The organism is Mesorhizobium sp. WSM4828, assembly GCF_055811175.1.
The window spans coordinates 84,813-105,107 of record NZ_JBVVQK010000023.1; the positions used below are offsets into that span (position 1 = coordinate 84,813).

17 protein-coding genes and 1 tRNA gene are annotated in these 20,295 nt (G+C 61.2%); 7 read left to right on the forward strand and 11 right to left on the reverse strand.

Annotated features, from left to right (window positions below; genetic code table 11):
* Nucleotides 1-13 precede the first annotated feature (13 nt).
* The 4 genes from aspS to AC0L2X_RS23660 form a co-directional block, all read right to left on the reverse strand.
* Nucleotides 14-1,804: an aspartate--tRNA ligase gene (gene aspS / locus AC0L2X_RS23645; RefSeq protein ID WP_473556082.1), complete on the reverse strand. Its 1,791-nt coding sequence runs from the start codon at nt 1,802-1,804 to the stop codon at nt 14-16.
* A 213-nt stretch (nt 1,805-2,017) separates the two neighbouring features.
* A complete protein-coding gene (locus AC0L2X_RS23650; RefSeq protein WP_473556025.1) occupies nt 2,018-2,842 on the reverse strand; it encodes a carbohydrate ABC transporter permease in 825 nt (274 codons plus the stop codon).
* 2 nt (nt 2,843-2,844) lie between these two features.
* On the reverse strand, nt 2,845-3,717 hold the full coding sequence (locus AC0L2X_RS23655; RefSeq protein ID WP_473556084.1) for a carbohydrate ABC transporter permease: 873 nt from the start codon (nt 3,715-3,717) through the stop codon (nt 2,845-2,847).
* Between the two features lie 68 nt (nt 3,718-3,785).
* Nucleotides 3,786-5,054: an ABC transporter substrate-binding protein gene (locus AC0L2X_RS23660; RefSeq protein WP_473556026.1), complete on the reverse strand. Its 1,269-nt coding sequence runs from the start codon at nt 5,052-5,054 to the stop codon at nt 3,786-3,788.
* Nucleotides 5,055-5,311: 257 nt separating this feature from the next.
* On the opposite strand from AC0L2X_RS23660, the gene AC0L2X_RS23665 reads away from it, so the two are divergent.
* Both AC0L2X_RS23665 and rnd read left to right on the forward strand, forming a co-directional pair.
* Entirely contained in the window at nt 5,312-6,559 is a 1,248-nt protein-coding gene (locus tag AC0L2X_RS23665) for an MFS transporter (RefSeq protein ID WP_473556085.1), read from the forward strand.
* A gap of 74 nt (nt 6,560-6,633) precedes the next feature.
* Nucleotides 6,634-7,785 (forward strand): ribonuclease D, encoded by a 1,152-nt coding sequence (gene rnd / locus AC0L2X_RS23670; RefSeq protein WP_023674454.1) that lies wholly within the window; start codon nt 6,634-6,636, stop codon nt 7,783-7,785.
* A 12-nt stretch (nt 7,786-7,797) separates the two neighbouring features.
* On the opposite strand, the gene AC0L2X_RS23675 is transcribed toward rnd, so the two are convergent.
* From AC0L2X_RS23675 to guaB, 3 genes are read right to left on the reverse strand one after another with little or no spacing between them, the layout of a single operon-like run.
* The gene (locus AC0L2X_RS23675; RefSeq protein WP_352491835.1) at nt 7,798-8,217 is read right to left on the reverse strand and encodes an MAPEG family protein; all 420 of its coding nucleotides are present in this window, start codon (nt 8,215-8,217) and stop codon (nt 7,798-7,800) included.
* Nucleotides 8,218-8,245: 28 nt separating this feature from the next.
* Entirely contained in the window at nt 8,246-8,785 is a 540-nt protein-coding gene (locus AC0L2X_RS23680) for a hypothetical protein (protein WP_352491924.1), read from the reverse strand.
* Between the two features lie 31 nt (nt 8,786-8,816).
* Nucleotides 8,817-10,319, reverse strand: a complete 1,503-nt coding sequence (gene guaB / locus AC0L2X_RS23685) for an IMP dehydrogenase (RefSeq protein ID WP_473556027.1) — start codon at nt 10,317-10,319, stop codon at nt 8,817-8,819.
* Between the two features lie 294 nt (nt 10,320-10,613).
* On the opposite strand from guaB, the gene AC0L2X_RS23690 reads away from it, so the two are divergent.
* Nucleotides 10,614-12,035 carry an MFS transporter gene (locus AC0L2X_RS23690; protein ID WP_473600406.1) on the forward strand — a complete coding sequence of 474 codons (1,422 nt, stop codon included), beginning with the start codon at nt 10,614-10,616 and terminating at the stop codon, nt 12,033-12,035.
* Between the two features lie 180 nt (nt 12,036-12,215).
* Here AC0L2X_RS23690 and AC0L2X_RS23695 read toward each other — a convergent pair whose 3' ends face one another.
* Nucleotides 12,216-12,911, reverse strand: coding sequence for an RlmE family RNA methyltransferase (locus AC0L2X_RS23695; RefSeq protein WP_473556029.1), 696 nt, complete (start codon nt 12,909-12,911; stop codon nt 12,216-12,218).
* A gap of 58 nt (nt 12,912-12,969) precedes the next feature.
* Nucleotides 12,970-14,394: a Ppx/GppA phosphatase family protein gene (locus AC0L2X_RS23700; protein ID WP_473556031.1), complete on the reverse strand. Its 1,425-nt coding sequence runs from the start codon at nt 14,392-14,394 to the stop codon at nt 12,970-12,972.
* Nucleotides 14,395-14,880: 486 nt separating this feature from the next.
* Here AC0L2X_RS23700 and AC0L2X_RS23705 point away from each other — a divergent pair, with 486 nt between their 5' ends.
* Together AC0L2X_RS23705 and AC0L2X_RS23710 are read left to right on the forward strand one after the other, a co-directional pair.
* Complete coding sequence (locus tag AC0L2X_RS23705) at nt 14,881-15,813, forward strand: lysylphosphatidylglycerol synthase domain-containing protein (protein ID WP_473556033.1); 933 nt, start codon at nt 14,881-14,883, stop codon at nt 15,811-15,813.
* 118 nt (nt 15,814-15,931) lie between these two features.
* Nucleotides 15,932-16,005 (forward strand) — tRNA-Gln (locus tag AC0L2X_RS23710).
* 145 nt (nt 16,006-16,150) lie between these two features.
* Here AC0L2X_RS23710 and AC0L2X_RS23715 read toward each other — a convergent pair.
* Nucleotides 16,151-16,327: a hypothetical protein gene (locus AC0L2X_RS23715; RefSeq protein ID WP_473556035.1), complete on the reverse strand. Its 177-nt coding sequence runs from the start codon at nt 16,325-16,327 to the stop codon at nt 16,151-16,153.
* 54 nt (nt 16,328-16,381) lie between these two features.
* On the opposite strand from AC0L2X_RS23715, the gene AC0L2X_RS23720 reads away from it, so the two are divergent.
* Both AC0L2X_RS23720 and AC0L2X_RS23725 read left to right on the forward strand, forming a co-directional pair.
* The gene (locus AC0L2X_RS23720; protein WP_473556036.1) at nt 16,382-17,914 is read left to right on the forward strand and encodes an anti-phage dCTP deaminase; all 1,533 of its coding nucleotides are present in this window, start codon (nt 16,382-16,384) and stop codon (nt 17,912-17,914) included.
* Nucleotides 17,915-18,238: 324 nt separating this feature from the next.
* Entirely contained in the window at nt 18,239-19,852 is a 1,614-nt protein-coding gene (locus tag AC0L2X_RS23725; RefSeq protein ID WP_473556038.1) for an AAA family ATPase, read from the forward strand.
* Between the two features lie 176 nt (nt 19,853-20,028).
* On the opposite strand, the gene AC0L2X_RS23730 is transcribed toward AC0L2X_RS23725, so the two are convergent.
* On the reverse strand, nt 20,029-20,295 hold a 267-nt coding region (locus AC0L2X_RS23730), incomplete at its 5' end, for a hypothetical protein (protein ID WP_473600407.1).

Here is a 20,295-nt window from a genome sequence, read left to right on the forward strand (position 1 = left end):
TTCGGAGCGTTTCCTAAAGCTCTTTCTTCGTCGCCACGACGCGCAGCGACAATTCGCGAAGCTGCTGCGGGCTGGCTTCCGACGGCGCGTTCATCAACAGATCGTAGGCCTGCTGGTTCATCGGAAACATTGTCACTTCGCGCAGGTTCCTTGCGCCGACCAGAAGCATGACGACGCGGTCGATGCCGGCCGCCATGCCGCCATGCGGCGGCGCGCCATACTGGAAGGCACGGTAAAGGCCGCCGAAGCGTTCCTCGACCGTTGCGCGGTCCAGCCCGACGGTTTCGAAGGCCCTGACCATGGCTTCCGGCAGATGGTTGCGGATGCCGCCCGAGGCGATCTCGAAACCGTTGCAGACCATGTCGTACTGGAACGCTTTGATGCCGAGCAGATCCTCGCCGTTAAGCGCATCGATGCCACCTTGCGGCATCGAGAACGGATTGTGCGCGAAGTCGATCTTCTTCTCCTCCTCGTTCCATTCGAAGAACGGGAAGTCGACGATCCAGCACAATTCGAAGCGGTCGCGGTCGACAAGATTGAGTTCTTCGCCGGCGCGGGTGCGCGCCGCTCCCGCGAAGGAGACAAATTTCTTCGGGTCGCCGGCGACGAAGAAGGCGGCATCGCCATCGGCAAGGCCGAGTTGTTGTCGGATCGCCTCGGTGCGCTCCTCGCCGATGTTCTTGGCCAGCGGCCCGGCGCCTTCAAGCTTCTCGCCCTCCTTGCGCCAGAAGATATAGCCCAGCCCTGGCTGGCCCTCGCCTTGCGCCCATGAGTTCATGCGGTCGCAGAAGGCGCGCGACCCTCCGGTCTTGGCCGGAATAGCCCAGACCTCGGCCTTCGGATCGTTGGCAAGGATGCTGGCGAATACCTTGAAGCCGGAATCGCGAAAATGATCGGAGACGGCCTGCATCTCGATCGGGTTGCGCAGGTCCGGCTTGTCGGTGCCGTATTTGCGCATGGCGACATCATAGGCGATGCGCGGAAACTTCTGCGTCACCGGCTTGCCGGCGGCAAAGGTCTCGAACACCCCCCGCATCACCGGCTCCATGGTGGTGAACACGTCCTCCTGCTCGACGAAGCTCATCTCCACGTCGAGCTGGTAGAATTCACCCGGCAGACGGTCGGCGCGCGGGTCCTCGTCGCGGAAGCACGGCGCAATCTGGAAGTAGCGGTCGAAGCCGGACACCATGATCAGCTGCTTATACTGCTGCGGTGCCTGCGGCAGCGCGTAGAAAGTGCCGGGGTGGATGCGCGACGGCACCAGGAAGTCGCGCGCCCCTTCCGGCGACGAGGCGGTCAGGATCGGCGTCGAGAATTCGGTGAACCCGACCTCGCCCATCAGCTTGCGCATCTCGGCGATGATTTTCGTCCGCGCGACGATATTCTTGTGCAGCGTGTCGCGGCGCAGGTCGAGGAAGCGGTATTTGAGGCGGATGTCCTCCGGATAATCCGGCTCGCCGAAGACCGGCAGCGGCAATTCCCTGGCCGCCGACAACACCTCGATCTCGCGCGCGAAAATCTCGATCTCGCCGGTCGGCAAATTAGGGTTCACGGTGTCGGCGAGGCGCGCCTTGACCTCGCCGTCGACGCGGACGACCCATTCGCCGCGCAGGGTCTCGGCGATCTTGAAGGCGGGCGAATCCGGATCGGCGACGATCTGGGTCAGGCCGTAATGATCGCGCAAATCGATGAACAGCAAGCCGCCATGGTCGCGCACGCGATGCACCCAGCCCGACAGGCGAACGGAGGAACCGACGTCGCTCTTTCTCAACTGGGCACAGGTATGGCTGCGGTAACGATGCATTGTCATTGCTAGGTCCGGATGTTGGTTGCGGCCAAGGCACGATGGCCCAGCCTGAAAATTTGCGCGAAAAGCACATGAGAGGGTGCATTTGTCAAGGCAAGCGGCAGCCGGGTCGAGTTCGCGTTCTTCTCGCCCCTATCCCACTGGCATCAATTTATGCCCGAGGCGTCCATCTGAGTTCGCTGCTCCGTGCCGGCAGTTCAACTATGCACCTCACCCCTTCACCCCGCCCGCGGTGAGGCCGGAGATGATCTTGCGCTGGAAGATCAGGACGAGGATGACAAGCGGCACGGTGACGATCACCGATGCGGCCATGATGTTGCCCCACGGGATCTCGAACTGCGAGTTGCCGGAGAGCAGCGCGATCGCCACCGGCACGGTTCGCTGCTCGTTGCTGGAGGTAAACGTCAGGGCGAACAGGAACTCGTTCCACGCACCGATGAAGGCGAGAAGCCCGGTGGTCGCCAGCGCCGGCCACATCAGCGGCAGGAAGACGCGGCTGATGATGATCCACGGCGTGGCGCCATCGAGGATGGCCGCTTCCTCCAGCTCGATCGGCAGGTCGCGAACGAAGGCGGTGAGCACCCAGACGGTGAACGGCAAGGTGAAGATCATGTAGGACAAGATCAGCGCAAACGGCGAATTGTAGAGGCCGAAGGTGCGGATCAGCTCGAAAAGACCGGCAAGCACCGCCAATTGCGGGAACATCGAGACGGACAGGATGATGAGGAGCAGCGCCGAACGGCCTCTGAAGCGGATGCGCGCCAGCGCATAGGCGGCGGTGACGCCCAGGAACAGCGAAATGACGACGACGGCGCTCGAGATGAACAGCGAGTTCACGAGGTTGCGCAGGAAGGTCCCCTCGGTGAACACGGTTCTGTAATTGCTGAAGGTAATCGTCGTCGGCCAATAGTCGATCTGGAAGAGCGCCGTCCCCGATTTCAGGCTGGTGATGATGGCGTAGTAAAACGGAAACACCGCGACGACGACGATGACGGCGACGAGGAGGTAGAAAGCCGTGCGCTTGACGATCCACATGATCAATAGTCCTTGTCCAGTCTTATCCGGCCGAGCCAAAGAACGAGCATGGTCAGTAGAGCGAGGATAAGGAAGAGAAGCGTCGAGGCGGCGGAACCGTAAGCGAACTTGTCGAACTCAAACAGGCTCTCGCGGGCGAACACCGACATCGACTTGGTATGCATGTTGTTTGGCGTAAGCACGTAGATCAGATCGAAGATGCGCAGGGCATCGAGACCGCGAAAGATCATGGCCACCATCAACGCCGGCCGGATGAGCGGCAAGGTGATCTTCCAGAAAATTCTCCACGCTCCGACGCCGTCGAGCTTGGCGACCTCATAGATTTCCTGTGGAAGCATCTGGAGGCCGGCGAGAATGAGAAGCGCCATGAACGGGGTCGCTTTCCAGATGTCGACAACGAGGACGGCGACCATCGCCGTGTCGGCGCTGGCCGTCCAGGCGATTTTTGTGCTGATCAGGCCGAGCTTGAGCAGGATGTCGTTGATGATGCCGAACTGGTCGTTGAGCATCCACTGCCACATCTTAGCCGACACGATCGTCGGGATCGCCCAAGGGATGAGGATAGCGGCGCGTACGATACCGCGGCCGCGAAACCTGGCGTTGAGCACCAGCGCGACGATCATGCCGAGCACCGTCTCGCAGGTCACCGAAATCACCGCGAAGCGCACCGTGTTCCAGACGGCGCGCCACCAGACCGGATCGGCGAGCAGCCCGTCATAGACGACTCGGCCGCTCGGCATTTGCAGGACGGAGAAATAATTGGCGAAGCCAACCCAGCGGCGGGCTTCCAGGTCGGCGAGCGAGGCATCGGTGAAGCCGAAATAGATCGTGCGCGTCAACGGCCAGCCGGCAACGGCGGCGAGCACGATGAGCATCGGGGCAAGCAGCAGCCATGCCGAGCGCACACGCTGACGCGCCAGCAGCGAGCCTGAGCGCGGCGAGGTCACCACGCGGTGCCCTTGAGCCTGGTCAAGGAGAACTCCAGATCGGCAAGATTGTCGGCGGCCGTGCCTTCGCCGGAAATGGTGTTGTGGACGGCGGTCCAGAACTCGCTCGATGCCTCATTGTACCTGCTCTTGGCCTGGGCCGAGGGACGCGGCACCGCGTTGAGGACGACTTCCTTCCAGCGCGGGATAACCGGCTGCGCGCTGGCGATGTCGGCATCGTCATAGAGTGCCTCGATGGTCGGCAGATATGCCCCCTTCAAGGCGCGGTACTTCTGCATCTGAGGCGAGGCGATCCATTTGACCAGCTCGATCGCTGCATCCGGGTTCTTCGAATATTTGGAAACCGCGAGATTCCAGCCGCCAAGCGTTGCTGCCGGGCGGGCGCCCTCACCCGACCCCGGCGGCAGCGTCGTCACCTCGAACTTGCCTTTGATGGGTGAGCTTTCGCTGTTGCCAAGCGCGTAGGCGTAGGGCCAGTTGCGCATGAAGACGGCGTTGCCGGTCTGCCAGACACCGCGCGACTCTTCTTCCTGGTAGGCCAGAACGCCGGGCGGCGAGATGGTTCCCACCCAGCTCCTCGCCATTTCCAGCGCCGCAACTGCTTGCGGATTGTTGATGGAGATCGTGCCGTCCGGTTCGATAATCTGGCCGCCGCCGTTCGACTTCACCCATTCGAGTGCATCGCAAGTCAGCCCCTCATAGGCGTTGCCCTGGAAAACGAAGCCCCACATGTCCTTGTTGCCGGCCTCGCGCTCCTTGTCCATGACCAGCTTGGCGGTGTCGGCAAGCTCGGCCCAGCTGGCCGGGACCCTGGCGCCGTATTTGTCGAGGAGATCCTTGCGGTAGTAGAGCGCCGGAGCGTCGGTGAATATCGGCAAGGCGACCAGCTTGCCGTCCACGGTCTGCGATTTGATGATCGATGGGAAATGGGCGCCAACGACATCCTTGGTCGCTTCGGTCAGGTCGATGAACTGCCTTGCAAGCTGGGGGGCCCAGATGATGTCTGTTTGATAGACGTCGACGTCGCTGCTTCCGGCGGCGAGCCAGAGCCGGTATTGGCCAAACTGGTCCGTCGCCGAGGGCGGCAGCGGAACGACGCTAACCTTGTTGCCGGTCTTCTTCTCGTATTGATCGAGGATCTCGCGAAGGATTCGCTGGCCGTTGCCGGTGTCGCCGGACACCATGGCGAGGTCGACAGCCCGCGCCGGCCCGGCCGCCAGAACTGCCGCCACGGCAAATGCAGCAAATGCGGGACGAAATTTCATGATGGCGGACCTCCCTTTGGAGCTTCAGGCCGGGCAACAGAAACCACATCGATGCCCGACACCGTCTCCGCACACCGGCAGCTCACAAGACGTGTATTCGCCCACCAGCACTGAACTACAAAGATACGCCTTGGTTCCCAACACGGAGCGTCCGGTGCCACGCGGTAGCCTCCGGCTGGCCCCAACGCCGCCGGGAATTGCCGCTGGCATTGGCGAAGGCGATGGTTCAAGAAGGGATCAACGACAGGCTTTCCTTCATGTCTTCCATCCGCCCGCTGATCCCCCTCCTGATCGCCGCCGGCATCCTGCTCGGCGGCAACGGCCTGCAGAGCACCTTGATTGCGTTGCGTGGTGCGCAGGAGGGTTTTCCCGCTTCCTCAATCGGCCTGATGGGCACGTTCTATTTCGCCGGCTTTTTGCTTGGCTGCCTTGCCGTGACCCGCATCATGAAGTCGGTCGGCCATGTGCGCGCCTTTTCGGCATTGGCGGCGATCGCCTCGGCGGGAACGCTGCTTCTGGTGCTGGTCATCGATCCGGTGATGTGGTGCGCCGTGCGCTTCGCCGGCGGGTTCTGCTTTGCCGGCCTGTTCACCATCATGGAAGCCTGGCTGAATTCCGGCGTCACCAACACCGACCGGGCGCGGGTGCTTGCCATCTACCGGATGGTCGACATCGGCTCGGTGACTGGCGCCCAGTTCCTGATCCCGATCTTTGGCGCCGGCGGCTTTGCCATCTTCGCCATCATGTCGATGATGATCACCGTTTCGCTGGTGCCGGTTTCGCTCGGCGACCGCTCCAATCCGACGCCGCCGGAAGACGTCAAGCTCGATTTGGCGCGCGTCTGGCGGATCTCGCCGCTCGGCTGCTTCGGCTGTATCGCCGTCGGCGTCACCAACAGCGCCTTCCGCACCCTGTCGCCGGTCTATGCCGAGCAGATCGGCATGTCGGTTGCCGACGTCGTCACCTTCGTCAGCGTCGGCATTTTCGGCGGCGCCATCATCCAGTACCCGCTTGGCTATCTCTCCGACCGCTGGGACCGGCGCTCGGTGCTGCTGATGACGACGTGCTGTGCGATGGTGGCGGCACTGGCGCTGGCGTTCGTGGCTGGCGGCAGTCCGTTCCTCAACTTCCTGCTCGTCTTCATCTTCGGCTGCTTCGCCATGCCGCTCTATTCGCTGTCGGCGGCGCATTCCAACGACCGCGCCGACAAGGGCGAGTTCGTGTTGATCAATGCAGCCTTGATGCTGTTTTATTCCTTCGGCGCCATAGGCGGGCCGTTCGCAGCCTCGACGGCGATGCAATTTTTCGGGCCGAGCGCGCTGTTCGTGTTCAGCGCCACCGTCTATGCGATCTTCGTGGCCGTCATCCTTTACCGGATGCAGGCGCGCTCCGCCGTGCCGGCCACCCATCGCAGCCGTTTTACGGCGCTGTTGCGCACGTCGACGGTTTTTGCCCGGTTGGCGAAGCGGAATGCCGATCCCGATGAACCGGCAAAGCCTGGATAGAGGTGCTTGCGCTTGACGAAAGCGCGCGCGGCTGAAATTGAAGGAGACCCTAGTCCCTTGCCAAAAGCGATTTGATGCACGTCATCACCACCCAGAAAGAACTCGAGACCGCTATTGCCGCTTTCGAAAAGGCGGAATTCGTCACCGTCGATACCGAATTTATTCGCGAAACGACCTTCTGGCCGATCCTGTGCCTGATCCAGATGGCAGCGCCCGGGGTGACGGCGCTGATCGATCCGCTGTCGCCCGACATCGACCTGAAACCGTTCTTCAGGCTGATGGCTAACGAGGCGATCGTCAAAGTCTTTCATGCGGCGCGGCAGGACATCGAAATCATCGTGCATCTCGGCGATCTGGTGCCGCATCCGGTGTTCGACACACAGGTCGCGGCGATGGTCTGCGGCTTCGGCGACAGCGTTTCCTACGACCAGCTGGTGCAGCGCATCACCGGCGCGCGGCTCGACAAGTCCTCGCGCTTCACCGACTGGCGCCACCGTCCGCTGTCCGAAAAGCAGCTCGACTATGCGCTCGCCGACGTCACCCACCTGATCGAGGTCTACAAGCATCTCAGCGCCGAGCTGGTGCGGGAAAACCGCGCCCACTGGCTGAACGAGGAAATGGACGTGCTGACCTCGCGCGAGACCTACGATCCGCATCCAGAGGATGCCTGGAAGCGGCTCAAGATGCGGCTGCGCAAGCCGCAGGAACTGGCGATCGTGCAGGCGGTGGCCGCCTGGCGCGAACGCGAAGCGCGCGAGCGCGACGTGCCGCGCGGCCGGGTGCTCAAGGACGATGCGATCTACGAAGTGGCGCAGCAGGCGCCGCGCGACGCTGCGGCGCTGAGCAAGCTGCGTACCACGCCGAAGGGCTGGGAGCGCTCGTCGACGGCGACTGCACTGCTTGGCGCGGTAAACGCTGCCCTTGCCCTGCCCAGGGAAGAGATGCCGAAGCTGCCGAAGAGCTTCCAGCCGCCGGAGGGGTCAAGCGCGGCTGCGGAGTTGCTGAAGGTGCTGTTGCGGATCGTTGCCGAAAAGGAGGGCGTCGCATCCAAGGTACTCGCCTCCAGTGACGACATCGACCGCATCGCTGCCGAGGGCGAGGAAGCCGACGTGCCGGCATTGCAAGGCTGGCGGCGCGCCGTCTTTGGCGAAGCCGCGCTCAAGCTGGTGCGCGGCGAACTCGCCATCAGGTTCGACAAGCGCAAGATCGCGGTGTTCGATTTGTAGCCTTGAGCTTGCTCAAACCAAGCCGAGCAGATGCAGCGCTAGCCATATCCAGCCAAGTGCAAGAACGACCGCGCCCAGGTAGAATGCCCTGCTGCGCAGGATTATCCGATTGCTGGTCAAGTGGACCGATGCGTGAAGATAGCGGGAGACGACAAAGATCCACATCAGTGCCAAAGTCAGATAATTGACGCCATTGGTCACGTGCAGCGTCAAGCATAAGACGTAGAAAAGCACCGGCAGTTCGAACTGGTTGCTCAGATTGTTGGCGACGGTGATACTGGACCCAGGCTCCGTCGAGCGCGTCTTGAACTGGCCGGTCTTGGCTTCGCCCGATCTGACCGCGCCATGGCGGCGCCGGCCCATTACGACATAGACGATATAGACCAGCAGCACCTGCGCCAGCATCGGCCAGAAGATCGCGGTCTGGTTCAAGACGCCCCCTGTCGTTGTCACCCAGCCTTCAAGGCCGTTTCTGAGCCATCAGAATGAAAGCCGCAATGACGGTCACCGGTATCGCCAGCAGGGCGAATTTGGTGACGATCAGCGCCGAGGCGAAGGATAGCGAATCCGGATTGGCCGACAGGAAATCGGACAAAAGACGAGCCACGGCGATGTTCTGGGCATAGTCGGTAAGCAGGTATGGCAGCACCAGCACAACCGCGAATATCGACTGGGTTTGCGCAGGCAGTGCACGGAAGTTCTTCAGCCGCCGGCCCGTGGCCAGGATCAGGCTTACCATCGTCAGCGACAGCAGCGCCGGAAACAGCAGGTCGAAGGTCAGGTAATGCCAGACGAGGATAATCTCGCTGCCGCGCCGGCCGAGGGCCGTCAGCCAGGCCATGCCCTCATCCGGGGTGAAACCGGCATAGCGCATGTCGAGCGACGGCAGACCGCCGCTCAATTGGCGAAAATAGAGGAACTCCATCGCCGTCATGATGATGAAAACCGCCACGGCGGCGACACAGAGTGCGGCCGCGTGGCGCGACAGCCGCAGGATCATTGCCGCCAGATTGCGCCAAGACGCATGACGGTCAGGCTCCGCCAGGATAATTCGGGCTTTCGCGGGTAATCGTGACGTCATGGGCGTGGCTTTCACGAAGTCCGGCATTGGATATCCGCACAAAAGTGGCGCGCTCGCGGAAATCGGCAAGGTCGCGGCCACCGACATAACCCATAGCGGCTTTCAGGCCGCCTGCAAGCTGGTGCAGCACGCCAGACACAGGTCCTTTGTATGGGACCTGCCCTTCGATGCCTTCCGGGACCAGTTTCAGCGTGTCGCGCACCTCGGCCTGGAAGTAACGATCGGCGGAGCCGCGTGCCATCGCGCCGACCGAGCCCATGCCGCGATAGGCTTTGAAGGAGCGGCCCTGGTGCAGATAGACCTCGCCCGGGCTCTCGTCGGTGCCGGCCAGCAGCGAGCCGATCATCGCCGCGCTGGCGCCGGCGGCCAGTGCCTTGGCGAGATCGCCCGAATATTTGATGCCGCCATCGGCAATGACCGACACGCCCGATTTCTGCGCCGTCTCGACCGCCGACATGATTGCCGAGAGCTGCGGCACGCCGACGCCGGCGACGATGCGGGTGGTGCAGATGGAGCCTGGTCCGATGCCGACCTTGACCGCGTCGGCGCCGGCATCGATCAGGGCCAAGGTGCCTTCCGCGGTGGCGACGTTGCCGGCCAGGATGCGAACCGAGTTGGACAGCTTCTTGGCCCGCGTCACCGCATCCAGAACGCGCTGCGAATGACCGTGCGCGGTGTCGATCACCAGAAGGTCGACGCCGGCGTCGATGAGGCGCTCGGCCCGTTCGAAACCGTCATCGCCGACGCTGGTGGCGGCGGCGGCGCGCAAGCGTCCCTGCGCATCCTTGGTGGCGTGCGGATTGAGCTGCGACTTCTCGATGTCCTTGACCGTGATAAGCCCGACGCAATTGCCGTCCCGGTCGACCACGACCAGCTTCTCGATGCGGTGCTGGTGGAGCAGCCGCTTGGCCTCGTCCTGATCGACGTTCTCCTTGACCGTGATCAGGTTCTCGCGGGTCATCAGTTCATAGACCTTTTGCGCCGGATCGGAGGCGAAGCGCACGTCGCGGTTGGTCAGGATGCCGACCAGCCGGCCGACCGTGTGACCGCCGGTGCCGCCGTTCTCGACCACCGGAATGCCTGAGATGCTGTAGGTGCGCATCAGACCCAGCGCATCGGCAAGCGTCGCCTCGGGACCGATGGTGACGGGGTTGACCACCATGCCGGATTCGAATTTCTTCACCTGCCGCACCTGCTCGGCCTGTTCGGCCGGCGAGAAATTGCGGTGGATGACACCGATGCCGCCGGCCTGGGCCATGGCGATGGCGAGCCGCGCCTCGGTAACCGTGTCCATGGCGGCCGACAGGATCGGCACGTTGAGTTCGATGTCGCCGGCGATGCGGGTGCGGATGTCGGTCTCGCCGGGCATGACCTCGGAATGACCCGGCTGCAGCAGCACGTCGTCAAAGGTCAGCGCCAGTGCGCCGGTGGACGTCTCGATGATTTTTGCCATTGCCAGCCCTCGGAATGCAGTAAAGGCGCTCGCCCTGATGGACAGCGCCGACTCGTCTTCTTCCCTTTCAGGATTGGCGCTGGCTCGTAACACGTCCCGTCGCCGTTGAAAAGCCGATGGTTGTGTAGTGGCAAAGCTGCATTTGCCGCAGGTGCTGCAAGACTTGCGGTCGCACAAACGTGACAGCAAATTAATGCGACATCCGGGCCAAGCCATGATAACCACCCTACCTGTCGGTTTGGCCCCCCAAGGCCGGCAGGCAATCGCGACGCACATTTCAAGGCCGGATCCATCGTGAACCGCACCATTCCGCTTATCCTGGCGGTCGCTCTATTCATGGAAAACATGGATTCGACCGTCATTGCGACATCGTTGCCGGCTATCGCCATCGACATCCACACCAACCCGATCGCGCTCAAGCTCGCGCTGACCGCCTATCTGGTTTCGCTGGCGATCTTCATTCCGATCAGCGGCTGGATGGCCGACCGCTTTGGGGCCAAGAATGTCTTCCGTGCCGCGATCGCCGTGTTCATCGTCGGTTCGGTCGCGTGCGCCATGTCCAATTCGCTGCCGGCTTTCGTGGTCTCACGCTTCCTGCAAGGCATTGGCGGCGCCATGATGACGCCGGTTGGGCGCCTGGTGCTGGTACGCGCAACGCCGAAAAGCGAACTTGTCGCCGCCATGTCATGGCTGACCGTTCCGGCTCTGGTCGGCCCGCTGGTCGGCCCGCCGGTCGGCGGCTTCATCACGACCTATTTTTCCTGGCACTGGATTTTTCTGATCAATGTGCCGATCGGCCTGATCGGCATCTGGCTGGCCACGCGTTTCCTGCCAAAGACCGACCCTGCCGAGACACCGCCGCTCGATTTCACCGGCTTCGTGCTGAGCGGGCTGGCGGCATCGGGCATCGTGTTCGGCCTCTCGGTGGTCAGCCTGCCGGCTCTGCCGCCCGCTGCCGGCTTTTTCACCGTTGCCGTCGGGCTGGCTTCGGCGGTGCTTTACCTGCTGCACGCGCGCCGCGCCAAGAATCCGCTGCTGGCGCTCGAGCTGTTTCGCAATCGGGTGTTCCGCTCGTCGGTGCTCGGCGGCGGACTGTTCCGCATCGGCATCGGTGCCGTACCTTTCCTGTTGCCGCTGATGTTCCAGATCGGTTTCGGGCTGACGCCGTTCCAGTCCGGTATGATCACCTTCGTCTCGGCAATCGGCGCCATAGGCATGAAATTCGTCACCGCGCTGATCTTCAGGGTCGCCGGCTTCCGCCGTGTGCTGATTTCAGGCTCGCTCATCGCTGCCGCGTCCATCGCCATCAACGGCCTGTTCACACCCGACACGTCCTATGGGCTGATCCTCGCCATGCTGCTCGCCGGGGGCTTCATCCGCTCGATGTTCTTCACCGGCATCAATGCGCTTGCCTACGCCGAGATTTCGGCCGCCGACACCAGCAAGGCGACGCCGATCACGGCGGTGTTCCAGCAGTTGGCGATCGCGCTCGGCGTCGCGCTGGCCGGCGGTATCCTGGAAGTGTCGACCAAAATCCATGGCGGCCCGTTGACGCTGAGCGACTTCCACACCGCCTTCTTCATCGTGGCGGCGGTGTCGGCGGCGGCCTCGCTGTCGTTCATGCGGCTGGCGCCGGACGCCGGCAATGCCGTGTCGGGACATGGCAGGTTGACGCCGCCGAAGACGCTGGAGCCGGTGAGCCCGCCGGGGAGTTGAGGACCCTTCCCTTCTCCCCTTGTGGGAGAAGGTGGATCGGCGCGCAGCGCCGAGACGGTTGAGGGGTGTTGGAAGAAATGAGGCGATGATAACTGCAAGCGTGTTGCCAAGCTGGAACACCCCTCATCCGACCTCGCTTCGCGAGGCCACCTTCTCCCACAAGGGGAGAAGGAAAGCGCGCTAGCCCTTAAAATCCTTCGCCAGCAGATATAGCTCCACCGATTCGTCGCGCGAGGCCGGCGGCTTGACGTGATGGACCGAGCGGAAATTCCGCTTCAGCCTTGCCAGCAATTCGTTCTCGGCGCCGCCCTGAAACGTCTTGGCGAGGAAATGCCCGCCCGGCTTCAATACCGACAGCGCGAAATCGGCCGCCACCTCGCACAGATGCATGGTGCGGATGTGGTCGGTCCGCTTGTGGCCGGTGGTCGGTGCGGCCATGTCGGAAAGCACGATATCCGGCGGCCCGCCCAGCGTCTCGGCCAGCTTCTGCGGCGCCTGCGGATCGAGGAAATCCATCAGCAGCACCGGCGCGCCCGGCACCGCGTCCATCTCGAGATAGTCGATGCCGACGACGTTCGGGTGTTCCGCGGCAGATTTGGTACGTGCGGCGGCGACCTGGCACCAGCCACCGGGTGCCGCGCCAAGGTCGATCACCTTCATGCCGGGCTTGAGCAAATGGTGCTTGTCGTCGATCTCGATCAGCTTATAGGCCGCGCGCGAGCGATAACCGTCGGCCTTCGAACGCTGGACATAAGGATCGTTGATGTGGCGCTGCAGCCAGCGGCGCGACGATTCCTTCAGCCCGCTTTTCTTCTTGATCTTCGTCTTCAGCACGCGAATGCCGGCGGAGCTCGGTCTTTCCGGTTTCTTGGTCATTGCTTGATTGCCTGTTTGAGCATGATCTTGTCCGAAAACCGGCAGCCACTTTTCGGGATCATGCTCTGCCCCGCCCACTGTTGCGCCAGACGCCGTCGTCGGCCATCAATTCGCTCAATATGCCCTCGCGCAGGCCGCGGTCGGCGACACGCAGCCGCTCCGACGGCCAGACGGCACGGATCGCCTCCAATATGGCGCAGCCGGCCAGAACCAAGTCGGCGCGGTCGGCGCCGATGCAAGGGTTGGCGACGCGCTGCTGGAAATCCCAGCCGACCAGCTTTTCGACCATGCGATCAACGCTGTGGCGATCCATCCACAGCCCGTCGACGCGGCGGCGGTCGTAGCGTTCGAGATCGAGGTGGACGCCGGCCAGCGTCGTCACCGTGCCCGAGGTGCCGAGCAAATGGAATTTCGGGCTGGACAGGAGGTGGCTCAGCCGGTCGCGCCCGTCGAAGGCACGCAGCCGCATTGCGACATCCTCGACCATGGCGCCAAAGATCTCGCGCGTTACCGTGCGGCCGCCAAAACGCTCGGCCAGCGAGACGACGCCGACCGGCAGCGAGGTCCACGAGACGATATGGTTGGCAAGCCTCGGCGAGCGCTGGCCGGTGAGGTCGATCAGCGCGATTTCGGACGAGCCGCCGCCGATGTCGAACAGCACGACCCCTTGCGTGTCGCGCTCGACCAGCGAGCCGCAGCCCGACACCGCCAGCCGCGCCTCGGTCTGGCGGTCGATGATCTCGAGCTTCAGGCCGGCCTCGCGCTCGACGCGCTCGAGGAACTCGACGCCGTTGGCGGCGGTGCGACAGGCCTCGGTGGCGATCAGCCTGGCCTTCCTGACCTTGCGGTTGCGCAATTTGTCACCGCAGATCTTCAGCGCTTCGACCGCGCGGTCCATTGCGGCGTCGCCGAGCCGGCCATTGGCGGTAAGGCCCTCGCCCAGCCTGACGATGCGCGAGAACGCATCGATGACGCGGAACTGGCCATGACGCGTCGGCACCGCGACCAGCAGGCGGCAATTGTTGGTACCGAGGTCGAGTGCGGCAAATACCGGCAATTCCTGCAGCGGTGGCGGCGTGCGGGCACCTTGCCCCGGCCTTGGCGAGGCTGGAGGCAATTGCGCGATCGAAGCCGATTGCGCGATCGAAGATGGGGGCGCGATCAAAGCCGCTGGCTGGGGCTGGCGAGCGGCCGGGGCCTCGCCGGCGGTGGAAGTGCCTGTTGCCACCGGACGAGTCTCGTCGCGTGCGAAAACCTTGCGCCCGCGCCGGCGCTTGCGCCGCTTCTTGGGTTTGCCGTTCTGATGCGGGCCGTTCTGACCCTTGTGATCGTGGGACGTGTCGCCAGCCTGTCCATTGCCGGACCGGGGCTGCACCTGACGGCCGTAGCGTCCGGTGGATGGGCTTGCCTGGCCGGACGGCGTCGGCGAACCCCTGGACACGCCCACTTCCGGCGCGCCAGCGCCGGCGTCGTGGTCTTCCACTGTCGTTCCTTCCGGCGCCGCGCGAACCGAGACCGGACGCAGCAGGCGCTTTTACATGTTCAAGTTGCGGCCAGACTATCAGCGCCGGGCCGGATCACCAAGAGTGCTCGCGGCGAATTTTGCCGGCGGCGTGAAGGCGGCGACGTCGGTGACCCCTTCTCCCCTTGTGGGAGAAGGTGGCCGAGCGAAGCTCGGTCGGATGAGGGGTGCTGGACGGATCGCGGCGTCGAAGATGTAAGCCGTTCAGATCACTCGATTTTTTCGAGCCGAGTTTCTTCCGACACCCCTCATCCGGCTCGGCGCTGCGCGCCGATCCACCTTCTCCCACAAGGGGAGAAGGAAAGGCGCGAGCGCCGCGACGCGCGTTCCCGGTTGAATAGCCGGCTTCAATGAGGCATTTCTGAAATGAATCATTCGGGACCGCGGGCGGTTTTCCTGCTGCGAACCGGAAAACGGGTACGGGCTGCAACGCATGATCGTCAGGCCATGAACTGGAGGCGCTATTTCTGGCCCGTCATCGGCATCGCCGCGGTGGTGTTCTCGCTGTGGCTGCTGCTGCACGAATTGCGCGGCATCTCGCTCGACGACGTCTGGGCCGGCATAGTCGCCATCCCGGCGCGCGGCTGGGTGCTGGCGGCGCTGAGCTCGGTCATCGCCTATGCCTCGCTCGCCGGCTACGACCACATCGCGCTGCTGCACATCGGCAAAAAAGTTTCGTGGCTGTTCGTCACCTTCTGCTCGTTCACCACCTACGCGCTGTCGCACAATATCGGCGGCTCGGTGTTTTCCGGTGCGGTGGTCCGCTACCGCGCCTACGGCACCAAGGGCCTGACCGGGCAGGATGTCGGCGTTCTGGTGGCGATCTGCTGGATCACCTTCGTGCTGTCGACGCTGTTCGTCTCAAGCATCGTCCTGCTGCTCGAGCCCGAGGTGATCGACCGGTTTTCCGGCACGCCGCATCACAAGCTGTCGCAAGCCGCCGGGCTCGCCATGCTGCTCGTGGTGGCGGCCTATGTGTTCGGCAGCTGGCTGCATCTGAGGCCGCTGAGGATCGGCAGCTTTCAGCTGCACTACCCGGCGCTGCCGATCGTCGCGCGGCAATTGCTGGTCGGCCCGATCGAGCTGCTGGCGGCGGCGGCGATCATCTTCTTCGCCCTGCCCGCCGCCGGCAATCCCGGCTATTTCGTCGTGCTCGGCGTTTTCCTGGTGTCGTTCTCGATCGCGCAGATCTCGCATGCGCCGGGCGGGCTCGGCGTCTTCGAGGTGGTGTTCCTCGCCGGCTTGTCACATATGGACCAGGTCGGCGTGCTGGCGGCACTGCTGGTATTTCGGCTGTTCTACCTGATCATCCCGCTGCTGATCGCGCTCGGCGTGGTGCTCTATTTCGAGCGCTCGCAATTCAGCCGGAGTGAGAGTTGAAGCGCCGGAAGCCAGCAATTGAACCCAGACACAGGGTTGACTATTTTCCGGCGGCGGCTACAAGGCACGCGCGGCGACATCGTCGCCCTGCCGCGCGGTTTTCAACAGCCACGCCTGCTGGGGAATAGGTTAACGGTAGACCCACGGACTCTGACTCCGTTAGTCCTGGTTCGAATCCAGGTTCCCCAGCCAGTTCCCTTCGATCCAATCCGAGATTTCAAAGGCTCAGCGCGTTTGTGAAACTGTGCGGGGCGGCCACCCCATCACAGGTGCGCCGCGTATTTAGCTCTGCGGTACCTAAAACGGGATTGCCGATTGCTGGATATCGAAGCTGATTCTATTCGCGAGCCGAAGCTCTTACGAGATTTCGATCGGTAATTTCTCTCTCCCGTTCGATCGAGTTCAACCGATCTTCCCGCCATTTTTCCAATCGCTTATCGTTTTCCTGAAGCAATTTGCGGTTGGCTTGTTCGATCGCATCCTGGGACTTCCTTTCGGGGTTCATTCCAGCCATTGTCGCCTCCTAGCTTCTGGCTAGAGGATAACACACATCTGGGGGGATGGTTCGGTGGGAGCAGTCATTAAGCAAATTAAATTCCCGGAACTCTTCATTGGGTTCGTTGCACCGATGGGCGCCGAGATCGCGCAATCGCTGCTGGATTTTCGAAGTCACTTCGAACGCCGCGGCTATCACGTTGTCGAAGTCAAAGTGACTGACGTGTTTTCGGTCTTCCAGAAATACGTGAAGCCGAACAAACCACTACGGAAAACGCCGCTTTATGAACGGTACGAGACCCACATCTCTTATGGAGACCAATTGCGGGAGCGGTTTTCGGACAATGCCTTTTTGGCGTCAGCGACCGTAATGCGCGTGATCAAAAAGCGCCTTCGCCTTCCTCATCGAGGAGGCGCCGAGGAATTCAGCAGGGTTGTCTATCTGCTTCATCAGTTCAAACGAAAGGAAGAGATTGATCTATTGAGGTCGGTTTACGGCGATCTCTTCTATCAAGTGTCTATCTATTCTCGCAGAGGAGCGCGAGTGGATTATTTGTCGAGACGCTTCGCCAGTGATGACAACACGGCAGGTCCTCACCGTTTCCGAGACAAAGCGGAGGCGTTGACCCAAGCCGACGAACACGAACTGGGGCACGCTCACGGCCAACGAGTGTCCAAGATTTTTCATGACGCGGATTTCATCATCAATAATGATGCGGAACAGTCCGTTCAAAAACAGATTGATCGATTTTGTGAGCTGCTTTTCGGTTCGAATTCCATCTCCCCTACCCGCATGGAATATGGAATGTTTTTGGCCAAGGCTGCTGCGCTTCGAACTCTTGATTTATCACGTCAGGTTGGAGCCGCCGTGTTTTCACCAACCGGCGAAATACTTGCATTGGGGTCCAATGAGGTTCCCAAGGCAACAGGAGGAACTTATTGGCATGATGAGAATCACGATGATCGGGAGTACGTGAGAGAGCATGACTCGAACGATCAACGCAAAAGAGAGATTTTGTCCGAATTAGTCAAAATCATCGATCCTGAGCGTAGCGTAAACGACGTCCTTGAGAACGCCAAAGTTCTCGATTCTCAATTTATGGATGCCCTGGAATACGGCCGCATCATTCACGCCGAAATGTCCGCCATAGCCGATGCAGCTCGGCTGGGCCACGCAGTACGAGACAGCACCTTATACTGTACTACGTTTCCCTGCCACATGTGCGCAAAACACATAGTAGCAGCAGGCATCAGCAAAGTGATATTTTTGGAGCCATATCCGAAAAGCCTTGCGTCAGATCTTCACTCCGATTCATTACAGGTCGAGAGCAGTGACAGGGGTCGCTACCAAGGCTATCCTGCGGTGCAGTTTCAACACTTTTATGGAGTGTCTCCTAGGCGATACCGAGAGCTTTTCGAGCGCACTAAGCGAAAAAAGGGCGATGGCAAGTTTGAACCCTATAAAGACGGTGTTGCGGCGCCAGTCTGCGACGTAAAATTCCCTTTCTACACTCAGCTGGAAAACTTCGTTGCCGACGCGATGCTTCAAGCCTTCAAATCGGCAACCAACAAGTCCGAGTTGCTAGAAGAGGCGTCCAACACCTGATGGGGCATGTAAGGAAGGCATGAGCGACCTCGCTTGAAGCGGCGCAGAAAATGTGAACTACGGTGACAGTGCACTTTTTACCATGTCGCCCCCTCCGCATAGTGCTCACCTTGCTCGCTTTCCCGGTCTGCCGCATCGCCGGGCAAATCGGCGAGCCGTGAAACCCGGAAACGAGGCAGGCGGCGAAAGAAAATTGTGCGCTGCCACCATAATCCTATACCCGATCGTCGGTGCGAAAAGGTCAAACTGTTCGACGTGTCACGACGTGCAAATATCAAGGAAGCATCCTAGAGTCGTGGCGACTGATTCGGGAATCTGAACAAGATGCCATTTGATCTATCGTTACCTTTGCTGACCGGGCAACCCTTGAACTTCACAGTCGATGTCGGACAAGTTCTTTTCGTACTGGGCGCGAACGGGACCGGGAAATCCAGTCTGCTGCAGCGCTTCTACTCCAACCATCGGGCGATGGGTCGCAGGATTTCCGCTCATCGCCAGACTTGGTTCGAGTCAAATGCGATCACACTGTCTGCCCATAGTAAGAAGAGCACCGAAACCAGCATGCTCAACGCAGATGCGCACCCTCAGTCACGGTGGAAGGATGACTACTCGTCCGCTCGGGCTAGTGTGGCCATATATGATCTGGTGGACGCACAAAACATTCGGGCACGATCAATTGCCGATGCCGTCGACGGTAAGGACACGGACCTTGCGTTAGAGTTGGCCAAGAAAGATGCTCCAATAAAAGTCATCAACGAACTGCTCAGACTTTCCAATATCCCGGTGGAGATATCCATTCACGAATCCGAGCAAGTGATGGCATCGCGAAATAATGGAGCCAAGTACAGTATAGCCGAGTTGTCGGACGGAGAGCGGAATGCCCTTCTAATCGCGGCAAATGTCCTTACTTGCAAGCCTGGATCGATTCTGCTCATTGATGAACCCGAGCGGCATCTTCACCGTTCCATCATATCGCCCTTGCTCACGCTTTTGTTCTCGAAGCGAGCTGACTGCGCGTTCGTCATCTCCACGCACGATGTGATGCTGCCTCTGGATAATCCAGAGGCGAGAACACTTCTGATCCGAGGTTGCACCTATCAGAACTCGAATGTGTCGAACTGGGATGCTGATCTGATGGGCGCAAGCGCTGAGATTGATGACCAGCTGAAGCAGGATGTTCTTGGCAGCCGCCGCAAGTTGCTCTTCGTTGAGGGGACCGAAAGCAGCTTGGACAAGCCCCTCTATAGCCTGCTGTTCCCACAGGTATCGGTGATCCCGAAGTCGAGCTGTCGTGATGTCGAACACGCCGTATCGAGCATCCGTGACGCGCACGATCTGCACTGGTTGCGGGCGTTTGGCATCGTGGACAATGATCGTCGGCCGCAATGCGTGATTGCTGAACTGAAGGGGAAGAGCGTCTACGCTGTACCGGTCTATGCAGTCGAGTCCATCTACTATCACGCCGAAGTGCTGGAGCGACTGGCGACTCGCCAACACCACATGACGAGTGCAGACGCGAGTCAGTTGCTTGAACAGGCCAAGGCTGCAGCCATCGACTCTGTTCGACCGCACATCCAACGCCTTTCAGAGCGGGTAGTTGAAGCCTCGATCCGGCAATCACTAATGAGCAGGCTCCCAAAGCGATCCGATATCGCTCAGGCGCAGCCGATCGCCATCACGATCGACGTACCAGCAATTGTTGCCGAAGAGGTCGTGAGATTGACGCAAGCGTGCGATGACGGAGACGTCGGTGCGATCGTCGCGAGATATCCCGCTCGTGAGACACCGGCGTTGGACCGGATTGCAACAAGCCTCGGTTTCCAGGGAAAGGCACAGTACGAGAGCGCAGTCCGGAAGTTGCTAATGGACGATGCCGAGGCTTTGTCAACACTTCGGAATTTGTTCAGTACACTTAAGGCCGACATCGACGCCGAGTGATTGAACTGCTGGGGTGATGGATTACGGTGGATGAATTAGGATGAATTACGGTGACAGTGCAACTTTTACCGTGTCGCCTCCGCCGCATGGTGCACCCCCCGGTCTGCCGCATCCCCAGCACCTCGCGTGCGAGCCAAAGTATTTTCACGTCCGAAGACTATGTGTTCCACAAGAACTCATCGACTATTGCCCCGTCGCCGATGTCGCGCTGTTCGATGCACCCATGGGCCGAGAGCATCGCCGTGCAAATCGGCAAAGCCGTGAACCCGGAAACCAGACAGGCGGCGAAAATAGTGCACTGTCCCCGTAATCGCAAAGCAGGCCGCCGGTTCAGCGAAGGAGAACTCCTCTTTATCGGCTTGCAATGTAAGCGGGTAGCTGATGCCGTTCAGCGCTGGTTGTTCCAAGGCATAAGTGCCTCGATATCGCTGTTTGGCCAGCCA